Raw genomic sequence first — 12,218 nt, forward strand, 5'->3', positions numbered from 1 at the left:
GCCTTTCCCTCGAACCCCGGACCTCCTCGAAACCTGGAGCACGAGACATGTCTCGCAGGCTGTCCGCCGCCGTTCTCGCTCTCGCCTTCGCCCTCGGCGGGCTGATGGCGTTCTCCGCTCCGGCGGCGGCGCACAACGCGACCACCAAGGCGCATGCCACGGTGACCGGAACGGGCGCCGACGTCAGAGTCGTGCTCGACCTGGAGTACGACCTCCTCATGAAGTCGGCCTGGCTGTACGCCGAGGCGTACGACGCGAAGGAACGGGCCGAGCAACTCCGCCAGCTCAAGAAGAACCACGCCGCCGTCGTCGACTACGTCACGCGCCGCTTCGCCGTGGTGTACGGCGACACGCCCTGCACGCCCACGCCGGTGGGCGACGCGGGCGTGCGTGACCGCGACAACGCGGCCTACGCGGTGCTGACCCTCGACTACCACTGCGCGGGCGACGGCGGGGGAGGACACGCGATCTCAAGCGCGCTCTTCCCCGACGCCGAGAGCTTCGTGCACAGCACGGAGACGATCGTCGGCTACACGCTCGACGGCACGACGGGTTCCGCGGTCCTGACCGCCGGGAACCCGACGCTGCGGGTCGGCGAGCACCGGGCCTCGCACCAGATCGGGGAGTTCTTCCTGCTCGGCGCCGAGCACCTGCTGTCCGGCCTCGACCACATCTTCTTCCTGCTCGCCCTGCTCATCGGCGCGCGCCGGCTGCGGGACGTCGTCGTCACGGCCTCCGCGTTCACGGCCGCCCACAGCATCACGTTCCTCCTGGCGGCGCTGGGGATCGTGGACGTTCCCGCGGGGATCGTCGAGCCGGTCATCGCGGTGTCGATCATCGTCGTGGCCGTCGCCAACCTCCTGGGCCGCGACGAGGACAAACTGGGCAGATGGCGGCTGCCGATCGTCTTCGCCTTCGGCCTGGTGCACGGGCTCGGCTTCGCGAGCGCGCTGGACATCGACGAGAAGGGGTCGTGGGAGCTGCTCCTGTCGCTGCTGAGCTTCAACGTCGGCATCGAGGCGACCCAGCTGCTGATCATCGCGGTGCTCTTCCCGCTGCTGGTGCTGCTGCGCCGTACGTCCGCGGTGCGCTGGGTGACCACCGCCATGTCGGTCCCCATCGTGGCGGTCAGCCTCTACTGGTGCGTCGACCGGATCACACCGTCCCTTTGATCGGGTCCTCTGACGGAAGCCGGCGATGATCTACCGGCGTAGGGTGAGCCCGTGACCGATCCTCACCTGGCGCCCAACTGGGCCTCGTCGGCGCTGCTGACGATCGACGTGCAGCGCGACTTCCTCTCCGACGCGCCGTACGGCGTAGCCGGCACCAGCGAGGTGCTGCCGCAGATGGCCGAGCTGGCGGCGGCGTTCCGGCGTGCCGGCCGGCCGATCGTGCACATCGTCCGCCTCTACCACTCCGACGGCCGTGACGCGGACCTCGTCCGGCGGTCCCTGCTGGCGAGTGGAGCCCGCATCGTGATCCCCGGCAGCGCGGGCAGCGCCCTGGCCGCACCGCTGCTGCCGCCCGGCGCGCCTCCACTCGACGCCGACCTGCTGCTCAGCGGCCGTCCGCAGGTCCTCGGCGCGGGGGAGTACGCCCTGTTCAAGCCCCGCTGGGGCGCCTTCTACCGGACTCCGCTGGACGAGCTTCTCCGGGAATGGGGGGTGGACCGCTCGTCGTCGCCGGGTGCAACTTCCCCAACTGCCCTCGAGCGACGCTGGTCGAGGCCAGCGAACGCGACTACCGGCTGGTCCTCGCCGAGGACGCCGTCTCCCGCCTGACGGACAGCGGCCGCGACGAGATCGAGGGCCTGGGCGTCACCTCGCGGGCACCGGCACGATCGCCGCCGCCCTGCCGTCCTGACCCCGTCCCGCGGCAGCCGTACGTCCGGCCGGGCGGCTTCGTGACGTGGCCCGCACCGTGGTCGAATCGTTCATCCACCTCCTTCCGCTGAGGAGACGAAGACATGAACGATCGATCCCTTGAGGAGACCAGGGAGTTCTTCGCCGCGAAGGCGGCCACCTGGGAGGAGAAGTATCCCGACGACGGCCCGGCTTTCGCCGCCGCGATCGCCGAGATGGCCCTGCCTGCCGGAGGTCTGGTCCTCGACGCCGGGTGCGGCACCGGCCGGGCGTTCCCCCTGCTGCGGGACGCGGTCGGGGCCGCCGGACACGTGGTGGGCGTGGACGTCACCCCGGAGATGATCCGGTCGGCCCGCGAGCGCGGACGGGGTGAGTTCGGCCGGCTGCTGATCGCCGACGTCGGGCGGCTTCCGCTCCGCGACGGCGTGGCCGACGGCGTGCTGGCCTCCGGGCTGATCTCCCACGTTCTCCAGCCGGTGGCCGTGCTGTCCGAGCTGGCCCGGGTGACCCGCCCCGGCGGGCGGCTGGCGCTGTTCCACCCCGTGGGCCGTGCGGTGCTCGCGGCACGACGCGGCCGCACGCTGACCCCCGATGACGTACGGGCCGAGCACAACCTCCGCCCCCTGTTGGACACCGCGGGCTGGACCCTGCTCGCCCATGACGACGCCGAGGAGCGCTATCTGGCGCTGGCTCGCAGATGAGAGAGCGATGCCCTGAATGACAGAGCTTCTGCGATCGAATAGAAATCCAAAGGTCCGCAATTGCGGCGTAAGGTGGTGCCTGTGACGACGTTCCGGATCAGCGAAGCGGCCGCGGTGCTCGGCGTCAGCGCCGACACCGTACGGCGTCTCGTCGACGGCGGCCGGCTCGCCGCGCACCGCGACGAGAACGGCCATCGCCTGATCGCCGGCACCGACCTCGCCGCGTTCGCCCGGGCACAGACCGAGGCGGACGAGCGCACCGGAGTCTCCTCGGCGCGCAACCGCTTACGCGGGATCGTGACCGAGGTGATCAGGGACGCGGTGATGGCCCAGGTGGAGATCGCCGCCGGGCCGTTCCGCGTGGTCTCGCTGATGAGCCGCCAGGCGGCCGACGAGCTGGGCCTGGAGCCGGGGGTGATGGCGGTGGCCGTCGTCAAGTCCACCAACGTCGTCGTCGAGATCCCCGACCACGCGCGCGTCGCGAGTCAGTAGAAGGAGCTGTGGTGCTCAGACGTCTCTCCCTGGCCGCCGTCCTCGCCTCGGTGTTGAGCCTGGCGGCATGCGGCTCCTCCTCCTCGGACACGGCCGCTCCCGCGTCCGGCGCGGGGAGTTCGTCGTCGCTGACGGTGTTCGCCGCGGCGTCCCTGACCGAGACGTTCACCGAGCTGGGCAGGCAGTTCGAGAGCACCCACTCCGGCACGAAGGTCACCTTCAACTTCGGCTCGAGCGCGACGCTGGCGCAGCAGATCACGCAGGGCGCCCCCGCCGACGTCTTCGCCGCCGCGAGCCCGGTCACGATGAAGACGGTCACCGACGCCGGGCTGGCCTCCGCGCCCACCGTGTTCGTCAAGAACACGCTGCAGATCGCCGTCCCCCAGGACAACCCGGCCAAGGTCGAGTCGCTCAAGGACCTGACCGACCCGAAGGTCAAGGTCGCCCTGTGCGCCGAGCAGGTGCCCTGCGGCGCCGCGGCGGCCAAGGCGCTGGACGCGGCCGGGCTCAAGGTCACCCCCGTCACCCTGGAGCAGGACGTCAAGGCGACGCTCACCAAGGTCCGGCTCGGCGAGGTCGACGCGGCGCTCGTCTACCGCACCGACGTGATCGCCTCCGCCGGGAAGGTCAAGGGCATCGACTTCCCCGAAGCCGACCAGGCGGTCAACGACTACCCGATCGCGGCGCTCACCAAGGCGCCCGCACCCGATCTGGCCAAGCAGTTCGTCGATCTCGTGCTGTCGCAGCAGGGCAGGGACGTGCTGACCAAGGCCGGTTTCCAGGCGCCGTGACCGGGCCCGTACGAGCGCGGGGCCCGCGGGCGCGCATGCCGTGGCCGCTGCTGGTGCCCGCGCTCGCGGGGCTGGCCTTCCTCGTCCTCCCGCTGGCCGGGCTGCTGGCCCGCGCCCCGTGGGCGACACTGCCGGGACGGCTGGCCGAGCCGCGGGTGCTGGAGGCCCTGCGGCTCTCCCTGGTGACCGCGACCATCGCGACCGCCGTCTGCCTGCTGCTCGGCGTGCCGCTCGCCTGGCTGCTGGCCCGTACGACCCTGCCGGGGAGGCGGTTGCTGCGCGCGCTGGTCACCGTGCCGCTCGTCCTGCCGCCGGTCGTCGGCGGCGTCGCGCTGCTGCTGGTGCTCGGCCGCCGCGGACTCGCCGGGCAGTGGCTGTACGACGCCTTCGGCGTCTCCCTGCCCTTCACCACCACCGGAGTCGTCGTCGCGGAGGCGTTCGTCGCCATGCCGTTCCTCGTCATCGCCGTGGAGGGGGCGCTGCGCGCGGCCGACCAGCGCTACGAGGAGGCCGCCGCGACGCTGGGCGCCTCCCGCTGGACGGTCTTCCGCCGGGTCACCCTGCCCATGGTCGCGCCCGGCGTGCTGGCGGGCGCCGTCCTGTGCTGGGCCCGCGCGCTCGGCGAGTTCGGGGCGACCATCACCTTCGCCGGAAACTTCCCGGGCCGCACGCAGACCATGCCGCTGGCCGTCTACCTGGCGCTGGAGACCGATCCGGACGCCGCCATCGTGCTCAGCCTGGTGCTGCTCGCGGTCTCGGTGATCGTGCTGGCCGGGCTGCGCGACCGCTGGGTGGGCGCGGCATGAGCATGCGGGCCCACCTGGTCGTCGAACGTCCCGCCTTCCGCCTGGACGTCGAACTCCGGGCGGCGGCCGGTGAGGTGGTGGCGCTGCTCGGCCCCAACGGCGCGGGCAAGACGACCGCGCTGCGCGGCCTCGCCGGGCTCACCGCCCTGGACGGCGGGCGCGTCGAGCTGGACGGCGCCGAGGTGCACCACCTGCCGCCGGAACGCCGCAGGATCGGCGTGGTCTTCCAGGACTACCTGCTGTTCCCGCACCTGTCCGCCCTCGACAACGTCGCCTTCGGGCCCCGCTGCCAGGGGCTCGGCAAGGCCGCGGCCCGCCGGGTCGCCGCCGAGCTGCTCGACCGCGTCGGCCTCGCCGGCCACGCCGATGTCCGCCCCGGGCGTCTGTCCGGAGGCCAGGCGCAGCGCGTCGCCCTCGCCCGCGCGCTGGCCGTACGGCCCCGCCTGTTGCTGCTGGACGAGCCGCTGGCCGCCCTCGACGCCCACACCCGGCTGGAGATCCGGGCCGAGCTGCGCCGCCACCTGGCCGATTTCGGCGGCGCGACCATCCTGGTCACCCACGACGCGCTCGACGCGATGGTCCTGGCCCACCGGCTCGTGGTGATCGAGAACGGCGCCGTCGTGCAGACCGGCACTCCGAGCGAGATCGCCCGCCATCCGCGTACGGACTACGTCGCCCGCCTCGTCGGCCTCAACCTCTACCGGGGCGAGGCCGACGGGAACCACGTCGTCGTGGGCGACGTGCGCTTCAGCAGCGCCGAACGCCTGACGGGGCCCGCCTTCGTCGCCTTCCCGCCGTCCGCCGTCGCCCTCTACCGGACCCGCCCGGACGGCAGTCCCCGCAACCTGTGGCAGGCCGTCATCGACGGCATCGAACGGCACGGAGACAACGTCCGCGTGCACCTCCACGGGCCGATCCCGCTGGCCGCGGACGTCACCCCGGCGGCCGCGGCCGACCTCGACCTCACCCCCGGCCGGCGGGTCTGGGCCGCCGTCAAGGCCACGGAGACCCACGCCTACCCGGCCTGAGACGGAGCCATGGCCGGCCGGGCGCCCGCGGTTGATCTGCCGGTCGTGTACGTCTACGCCCTCAATCCCTGGTAGCCGGGCCCACCGGGTGCGGTCGTCACACGCAGTACACCTGCCGGTAGCTCTTCGAACCGTCCTGGTTGGTGAAGACGTACAGGTCGTACGCCAGACCGAACGGCGGCTGGACGGTGCGCACGTACTGCCATCCCGCGGGAGCCTGCTCCGGACAGCGTGGCCCCGGCAGGGGCCACCACTCGTAGGGGGCGGCCGCGGAAGAGTGCGCCTGCGCCGGCGCCGCCGCCTGGGCGGGGGCGGCGGCGAGCATCCATCCGAGGACCAGGATCGCGGTGATCGTGACTTTCTTCATGACGCTCCTTGTGAATGCCGTAGCGAAAAGGGTCAGGATCCGGCGAAGTACTTCTTGGCACCCTCGTGGAGGAGCACCGGTTCGGTTTTCGGCCCGTTGTCCCGGGAGATGTTGCTCGCCTCGGGGTGCACCTTGATCAGGTCGGCCCGGTGCTCGAAGAGGATCCTGGTGAGGTTCTCGGCCAGATCGGCCGGCATCTTGTCCGAGACGACCAGCAGGTTGGGCACGACGATGGTCCCCACGTCGGAGGCGGTGCCGTACACGTCTTTCCGCAGCGTGGCGGCCTGGTAGGTCGGACCGTACTTGGCCTGCAGCGGGGTGAGCAGGTCGTCGATCGGGACGAAGACGATCTGCTCCTTCAGATTCGTGACCAGGTCGGTGATGCCACCCGTGGGCAGTCCACCCGACCAGAACAGCGCGTCGATCGTGCCGTCCTTGACGCCCTGCACGGTCTCCGGCAACGACAGCGACTGCTTGTCGATGTCCGACGCGGGGTCGAGCCCGGCCGCTTCCAGAAGCCGGAGTGCGATGGTCTCCGTGCCGGAGTTCGGGGAGCCGACGGAGACCCGCTTGCCTTTGAGGTCCGCGATCGAGTGGACGCCCGCGTCCTTTCTGGCGAGCACCTGCGTGTAGTTGGTGTAGATGCGGGCCAGAGCCCTGATGGGCTGAGGACTGGAGAAGGCCCCCTTGCCGGTCGCCGCGTCGCTCGCCGTGTCCGCCAGACTGAAGGCGATGTCCGAGTCGCCCCTGACGACCCGCTGGATGTTCTCGACCGACGCCCCGGTGGCCTCGGCCGTCACCTGGTAACCCGGCAGCTGTTTGCTCAGCAGGTCCGCGTAGCCACCGCCGAGCTGGTAGTACACGCCAGTGGTGTTTCCGGTGGCGATGGATAATCTGCCGTTCTTATACAGATTTCCTCCTCCTGGGTTCTGGCGCTCGCCGCCGCACGCGGTGAGAACCAGAATCAGGCCTGCCACGACGGCACCGATACGGGTCACAGATCTCATGAATCTCCTTTCACGCCGGGGGAGACCCTGCGGCCGACGGGACGCCGCAGAAGCAGGTGGACGAGGAGCGCGACGGCCAGCAGAGCCACTCCGATCGCGACGGTGGCGGGTTCGAGATAGAGGAGGACGATCGCGGCGCCCGCGGACAGCACCCTCTCCGGCCAGCCGGCCCGCCGGATCATCCAGCCTCCCGTCGCCGCTGCGAGTGCGGCGACGGCCAGGGCCGAGACGGCCAGCGCAACGAGCACCTCCGGCAGCGGGGCCTGCCAGAGCAGCGCCCGGCCGGCCGGAGCCAGCACGAACGCGAACGGAACCAGGAAGGCGGGTAGCGTGTACTTCCAGGTCATGATCATCGTTTTGATGGTGTTTCCACCGGTGATGGCGGACGTGGCGACCGCCGCCAGCGCGGTCGGCGGGGTGACCTCGGACAGGACCGCGTAGTAGAAGATGAACATGTAGGCCGTTTCCGGCCCGATCCCCATCGTCTGCAGGGCGGGGCCGATGATGACCGCCGCGATGATGAACGAGGCGGTCACCGGTACGGCGAGCCCGAGAATCAGCACCGCCAGCGCCGCGACCACCGTCGTCGCGACCACGTCGCCCCCCGCGAGGTCGACGATGATGCGGGAACCCTTCAGGCCCAGCCCGGTCAGGGTGACCACCCCGACGATGATGCCCGCGGCGGCGGTGGTGGCGGCGACGGGCAGGACGCCGAGCGTGCCTGCCGACAGGGCCCGGGCGACCCGGCGCGGGCCGAGCCGGTGCTCACGGTCGAGGAAGGACAACAGGAACGCGAGGACGGTGGCGTAGACGACCGCGCGCAGCGGTGAGACGTCCAGCGCCATCAGGATCACGATCGCGAGCAGCGACGAGAAGTGGTAGCCGAACCTGGTCAGCAGCCGCCATGCGGAGGGTGTCTCCACGTCGATCTCGCGGGTGCCCAACCGGCGCGCGTCGATCTCGATCGCCAGGATGATCCCGAGGTAGTACAGCACGGTGGGCACGGCCGCGTAGAGCAGCACGGTCAGGTAGGAGGTCTTCAGATACTCGGCGATGATGAACGCGGCGGCCCCGAGCGTCGGCGGTGACAGGATCGCCCCGATCCCCGCGGCCGCGAGGATGCCGCCGCCGCTCTCCCGCGGGTATCCGGCGCGGCGCAGGATCGGCCAGGCCACGCTGCCCAGCGACACGGCGGTCGCCGTACCCGATCCGGACACCGTGCCGAGCAGGAAACCCGCCAAGGTGACGGTGCGACCGGCCGCGGCGGACGAGCGCCGGAACGCCGCGAACGAGATGTTGACGAAGAACGCTCCCGCTCCGGAGTACTCGAGTACCGCCCCATAGATCGCGAACAGCACGATGTAGGTCGCGGCCACGTCCAGAGGTACTCCGAACAGTCCTTCCGTACCCATGTAGAGGTGGGTGAGGATGCGGTCCATGTCGTAGCCGTGGTGTCCGAGAGCCCAGTCGACCGGCAGGTAGCCGCCGTAGTAGGCGTAGCCGACGAACACCAGGCAGATCGCGGGCAGGATCGCCCCCACCGTGCGCCGGGTGGCCTCCAGCACCAGCAGCCCGCATCCCGCGGCCATGACCACGTCGAGGGTGGTGGGCTCGAAGGTGCGGCGGATGAAGTCGTCGAAGCCCAGCAGTGGGTAGGCGCACACCACGAGGGAGAGCCCGGCCAGGATCCAGTCGGTGACGCCCGGGTTGTCGCCGCGCTTCTCCGTCGTCTCGGTGGCGCCGCCGGGCCGCCGTAACCACCGGGGCAGGCGCGCTCCCGGACGGTAGGACAGGAATGTGAGCGGGAGCACCGCGGCGAGGAAGCTCATCCGGTACGGCAACACCTGCATCGGGGCGAAGACCGTGTAGAGCACGTAGAGCGACACTCCGAGCGCGACGGCGCCGATGAGGTGTGCCAGTGGCCCGCTGATGCGGCGCGCCGGCCTCTCCTCGTCGTACTCCGCGATGAGGTCCTCCGCACTACGGGCGGGCGCCTCCTCGTCTCCCTCGCCCTCCGGTGCGCGGCGTGCGGCGTTCGGCGCAGCCGATGTCACGTTCCCTCCCGATGCATGCCCTGCTCATGGGGACGGTCCCCGCGCAGGAGTACTCCTCGAAGGAACGGTAAATACGCCGGGACGTGAATGAAGGACCACCGGGGAGCATTTGATGAACACTTAGGGAAGGCGCCGGCGGCGGCCCGCCGTACAGTCGGCTATCACGGCCGGCGGAAGCGGCAGGCGAAGTGCCCCGAGCTGCGGCCGCATAGGGTAACCCCGTCGCCTGCCGCGTATCTGTGCAGGTCACTAAGTCCCTGGCGAGGCCAGTCTTAAATTTACCTCAAGAGATCGAACCACTCGTGGATCGAGCTCTTGCCCGACTTGTACCTTCACTTCCGTCCGCTCCGTCAGTGGACATTACGAGGAGGGCTCATGGTTGCCTTGGTAAAGCCTGATGTTCCTTCCCGGGATTCGGCCGAACCTGGCGCCGGAGTTAACAATCCCGGCTTCACCCCTATCGATCTCGACCAGGTGCCCGAGGTTGAAAACTTCCTCCGGGGACTGGGAGTCGGCGATTTTCAGCGTGATTCCGTGACGGCGCCGATCGGCCGGAACGACACCTGGGCCGGCCTCACGGAAAGCGGCCGGAAGGTGTTCGTGAAAAGGCTGGAAGGGCCACAGGACGACGTTGCGGGCAGAATGCGTCGCATGCTCTCGTTCGAGAAGTTCATCGGACTGTTGAAGGGCGACGCACTGCGGTCTCCGGCGTTTCTCGGCATCGACTTCGACGCCCGGCTCGTCGCCTTCGAGTTCATCGAGTCCGGCGTGAGCGGCGCCAAGCTGATGGTCGACGAGACCTTCCACGACACGCTGGCCCGAGCGGCTGGCGAGGCGATCGCAGCGCTGCACGAGGGCGTGCCGGCGGAAGGCGAGCGGTTGGACGCGTCCACGCCCGCACTTCCTTCCCTCCTGCTGCGGCAGGGGGTGCTGCTCGAGGCGTTCACCAATTTCAGCTTCGCCGAAATCGAGGTGTGGCGGCTCCTGCAGAACGACGCGATGTTGACCGACGCGATAGCGGAACTGTGCCGGAAGGAGAGCGAGGCCCCGAAGGTCCCCGCACACTGCGACCTTCGCGTGGATCAGTTCATCATCGCACGCGATCTCGTTTACATCACCGACTGGGAGGAATTCCGCCTGGCCGACGGGGCGCGCGACGTCGGCGGTTTCGCCGGAGAATGGCTTTACCGGTCCGTACTCGACATCGTGACGTCTCGCGGTGATTCGGCGTTCGTCGATCTCGAGTTGGACCATGAGGCGGTGCTCCGGCGGGGCGCCGAGAAAATCGCGCGGCTGAGGCCGAAGGTGCAGCAATTCTGGCGGGCCTATCTGGGCGGCCGGGAAAAGGTGGACGCGGAATTCGCCGAGCGGGCGACGGCGTTCGCCGGCTGGCACATGCTGGACCGGATGATCGCCGCCAGTCCGCGGCAGAACCGGATATCGGGCATCGAAAAGGCCGCGGCCGGGATCGGGCGGAAGATTCTCCTGGAGCCGGCCAAGTTCGCCGCGACGATCGGGCTGGGAGAGGAAAAGTGAAAACGATAGACGTTCTCCTGCCGCCGGCGCTGACGTCCGCGTTGGACGGTATCCGGGTTTCCGTGGACACACTGACCGCCACGGTGTTCGACCGGGAAATCACCGCGGACAATCCCCGGGAGCTGCAGTCGCTGCTCGCCTCGACGCTCTACGAAGTCCTGCACGCCGGGCTGCGGAGCGAGCTGACCACGATGCCGAGGCAACTGCGGGAAGCGCGGTTCGAACAGGAACTGGCCGCCGCCGTGCCCCATTCGGAGACGACGGTACGGGCGCAGATCTGCCCCGTGCCGGAGCCGGCGGCCGGAGCCGAGCAGCAGGTGCTGGTCCGGCTGAACGGCGTGCGCGTCTGGGCGCCGCGGGACGCGGTCCGGACGGCGGAGCCGTGGGCGCCCGGCCAGGAGATCACGCTGGCGGTGCCCCCGTCGCGTCCCGCGTTGTCGCCGGGATTCTTCCTGGTCGACGGCTCCGCCGGAGGCCCGGAGTCGGCCGAGACGCTGCGGCTGTATGTGCATCTGCGCGACCCGGAGAGCGCGCCGTCCACGTGGGGGCACGTGCTGACCCATCTGGAGGAGCGCCGGGTGCGCTACCGGGCGAAGGTGCTCTCCTCGGCGCTCATGTACCCGCGGCGGGACGCCCTGGTCGTCTATCTGGAGGCCGAGGCGTGGCAGATCGTCCCCGGTCTCGCCGAGGCGGCCGGTGAGGGCCCGGGGATCGGCGAGGAGGTCTCGGTCTTCTGCCAGAGACTCGGTCCCGGGGTCGCCGTCGCCTGGGAGCCCGACGATGCCCGGCCGGTCATGCGCGGGCTGAGCTTCGGGCAGCACCGCGCCGGCGTGCTGGCGCAGGCCCTGCTCGACAGCGCGAAAGAGGGTGCCGCCCTCGGCGAGAAGCTGCTCGAAAGGTTCGCCGAAAGCAACATCGATCCGGCAAATCCGGCTCGTAACCGCACCTCGCCCTTGGTGCGGTCCCGAGAGGACGCACTACTGCTCTGAAGCGATTACAGGAAGTGAGTGCACGCGCTTCCTGTTTTGGCTTCAGCGATCCGAAAACAGAAAGGGATGCCCCATGAACAGCACGTCGATGATGGAGCTCGTCGCGGGCTACGACACCTACGCCAGCGCCGCGGAGCTCAACCTGGGAGCGAGCGTGGACGCCCCCGCCACCTCCCCCGTCTGCGCCGTCTCCGTCGCCGTCAGCGCCGCGAGCTCGTGGTACTGCGTCAGCGCCTCCGTCGGCGCCAGCGCCGGCGCCACCTACAAGGTCGGCTGCTGAGCCGCCGCCCGACTTCCCGCTTCTGATCAGTCAAGGGAAGAGAGAGGAGGTGATTCGGATGAAGGAGACGATGTCGATCGAGGAGCTGGTCGCCGGCTACCGGTCGTACGCCGACGTCGCGGACCTGAACGTGGCCGCGGCGGTTGACGCCCCCGCGACCACCCCGTTCTGCGGGTTCCTCGCGAGCTTCGCGTTCAGCTACATCACCACGAACGGTCCGGGCTGACCGTCCAGGTGAACAGCCGGCCGCGGTTCCGCAGCACGCATCTGCGGAACCGCGGCCGGTGTGAAAAAGCCTACCTGGC

The 12,218-nt window shown here is 70.0% G+C and carries 14 protein-coding genes; 11 read left to right on the top strand and 3 right to left on the bottom strand.

The window, feature by feature from the left end:
* Positions 1-47 precede the first annotated feature (47 nt).
* The 7 genes from IL992_RS04970 (at position 48) to IL992_RS05000 (ending at position 5,680) form a co-directional block, all read left to right on the top strand.
* Positions 48-1,172: a HupE/UreJ family protein gene (locus IL992_RS04970; protein WP_193202096.1), complete on the top strand. Its 1,125-nt coding sequence runs from the start codon at positions 48-50 to the stop codon at positions 1,170-1,172.
* 51 nt (positions 1,173-1,223) lie between these two features.
* Positions 1,224-1,781 (top strand): cysteine hydrolase family protein, encoded by a 558-nt coding sequence (locus IL992_RS04975; RefSeq protein ID WP_319018350.1) that lies wholly within the window; start codon positions 1,224-1,226, stop codon positions 1,779-1,781.
* A 185-nt stretch (positions 1,782-1,966) separates the two neighbouring features.
* The gene (locus tag IL992_RS04980) at positions 1,967-2,563 is read left to right on the top strand and encodes a class I SAM-dependent methyltransferase (protein ID WP_193202097.1); all 597 of its coding nucleotides are present in this window, start codon (positions 1,967-1,969) and stop codon (positions 2,561-2,563) included.
* Between the two features lie 81 nt (positions 2,564-2,644).
* A complete protein-coding gene (locus IL992_RS04985) occupies positions 2,645-3,055 on the top strand; it encodes a TOBE domain-containing protein (protein ID WP_079313750.1) in 411 nt (136 codons plus the stop codon).
* An 11-nt stretch (positions 3,056-3,066) separates the two neighbouring features.
* Positions 3,067-3,846: a molybdate ABC transporter substrate-binding protein gene (gene modA / locus IL992_RS04990; RefSeq protein WP_319018351.1), complete on the top strand. Its 780-nt coding sequence runs from the start codon at positions 3,067-3,069 to the stop codon at positions 3,844-3,846.
* A 35-nt stretch (positions 3,847-3,881) separates the two neighbouring features.
* Positions 3,882-4,652: a molybdate ABC transporter permease subunit gene (gene modB, locus IL992_RS04995; protein WP_193202294.1), complete on the top strand. Its 771-nt coding sequence runs from the start codon at positions 3,882-3,884 to the stop codon at positions 4,650-4,652.
* Entirely contained in the window at positions 4,649-5,680 is a 1,032-nt protein-coding gene (locus tag IL992_RS05000; RefSeq protein ID WP_193202099.1) for an ABC transporter ATP-binding protein, read from the top strand. The genes modB and IL992_RS05000 overlap by 4 nt, the downstream gene beginning before the upstream one ends.
* Before the next feature lie 97 nt (positions 5,681-5,777).
* Here IL992_RS05000 and IL992_RS05005 read toward each other — a convergent pair whose 3' ends face one another.
* Genes IL992_RS05005 through IL992_RS05015 form a run of 3 tightly spaced genes read right to left on the bottom strand, consistent with a single transcriptional unit; the run spans position 5,778 to position 9,108 of the window.
* Positions 5,778-6,047 carry a hypothetical protein gene (locus IL992_RS05005; RefSeq protein WP_193202100.1) on the bottom strand — a complete coding sequence of 90 codons (270 nt, stop codon included), beginning with the start codon at positions 6,045-6,047 and terminating at the stop codon, positions 5,778-5,780.
* Between the two features lie 32 nt (positions 6,048-6,079).
* A complete protein-coding gene (locus tag IL992_RS05010; protein ID WP_193202101.1) occupies positions 6,080-7,054 on the bottom strand; it encodes a TAXI family TRAP transporter solute-binding subunit in 975 nt (324 codons plus the stop codon).
* Positions 7,051-9,108: a TRAP transporter permease gene (locus IL992_RS05015; protein WP_319018352.1), complete on the bottom strand. Its 2,058-nt coding sequence runs from the start codon at positions 9,106-9,108 to the stop codon at positions 7,051-7,053. Before IL992_RS05015 ends, IL992_RS05010 begins: the two co-directional genes overlap by 4 nt.
* A gap of 375 nt (positions 9,109-9,483) precedes the next feature.
* On the opposite strand from IL992_RS05015, the gene lxmK reads away from it, so the two are divergent.
* The 4 genes from lxmK (at position 9,484) to IL992_RS05035 (ending at position 12,139) form a co-directional block, all read left to right on the top strand.
* The gene (lxmK, locus tag IL992_RS05020) at positions 9,484-10,644 is read left to right on the top strand and encodes a class V lanthionine synthetase subunit LxmK (RefSeq protein WP_193202102.1); all 1,161 of its coding nucleotides are present in this window, start codon (positions 9,484-9,486) and stop codon (positions 10,642-10,644) included.
* Positions 10,645-10,706: 62 nt separating this feature from the next.
* Positions 10,707-11,633: a T3SS effector HopA1 family protein gene (locus IL992_RS05025; protein ID WP_193202103.1), complete on the top strand. Its 927-nt coding sequence runs from the start codon at positions 10,707-10,709 to the stop codon at positions 11,631-11,633.
* A 73-nt stretch (positions 11,634-11,706) separates the two neighbouring features.
* Positions 11,707-11,913, top strand: coding sequence for an LxmA leader domain family RiPP (locus IL992_RS05030; RefSeq protein ID WP_193202104.1), 207 nt, complete (start codon positions 11,707-11,709; stop codon positions 11,911-11,913).
* Positions 11,914-11,971: 58 nt separating this feature from the next.
* Entirely contained in the window at positions 11,972-12,139 is a 168-nt protein-coding gene (locus tag IL992_RS05035; RefSeq protein ID WP_193202105.1) for an LxmA leader domain family RiPP, read from the top strand.
* Positions 12,140-12,218 lie beyond the last annotated feature (79 nt).

The sequence above is a fragment of the Microbispora sitophila genome, assembly GCF_014892245.1.
Taxonomy (GTDB): Bacteria; Actinomycetota; Actinomycetes; order Streptosporangiales; family Streptosporangiaceae; genus Microbispora; species Microbispora siamensis.

Coding starts and splice junctions, on each gene's coding strand:
- IL992_RS04970 (WP_193202096.1), top strand. CDS start 48: ATGTCTCGCAGGCTGTCCGCCGCCGTTCTCGCTCTCGCCTTCGCCCTC.
- IL992_RS04980 (WP_193202097.1), top strand. CDS start 1,967: ATGAACGATCGATCCCTTGAGGAGACCAGGGAGTTCTTCGCCGCGAAG.
- modB (WP_193202294.1), top strand. CDS start 3,882: ATGCCGTGGCCGCTGCTGGTGCCCGCGCTCGCGGGGCTGGCCTTCCTC.
- IL992_RS05000 (WP_193202099.1), top strand. CDS start 4,649: ATGAGCATGCGGGCCCACCTGGTCGTCGAACGTCCCGCCTTCCGCCTG.
- IL992_RS05005 (WP_193202100.1), bottom strand. CDS start 6,047: ATGAAGAAAGTCACGATCACCGCGATCCTGGTCCTCGGATGGATGCTC.
- IL992_RS05010 (WP_193202101.1), bottom strand. CDS start 7,054: ATGAGATCTGTGACCCGTATCGGTGCCGTCGTGGCAGGCCTGATTCTG.
- lxmK (WP_193202102.1), top strand. CDS start 9,484: ATGGTTGCCTTGGTAAAGCCTGATGTTCCTTCCCGGGATTCGGCCGAA.
- IL992_RS05030 (WP_193202104.1), top strand. CDS start 11,707: ATGAACAGCACGTCGATGATGGAGCTCGTCGCGGGCTACGACACCTAC.
- IL992_RS05035 (WP_193202105.1), top strand. CDS start 11,972: ATGAAGGAGACGATGTCGATCGAGGAGCTGGTCGCCGGCTACCGGTCG.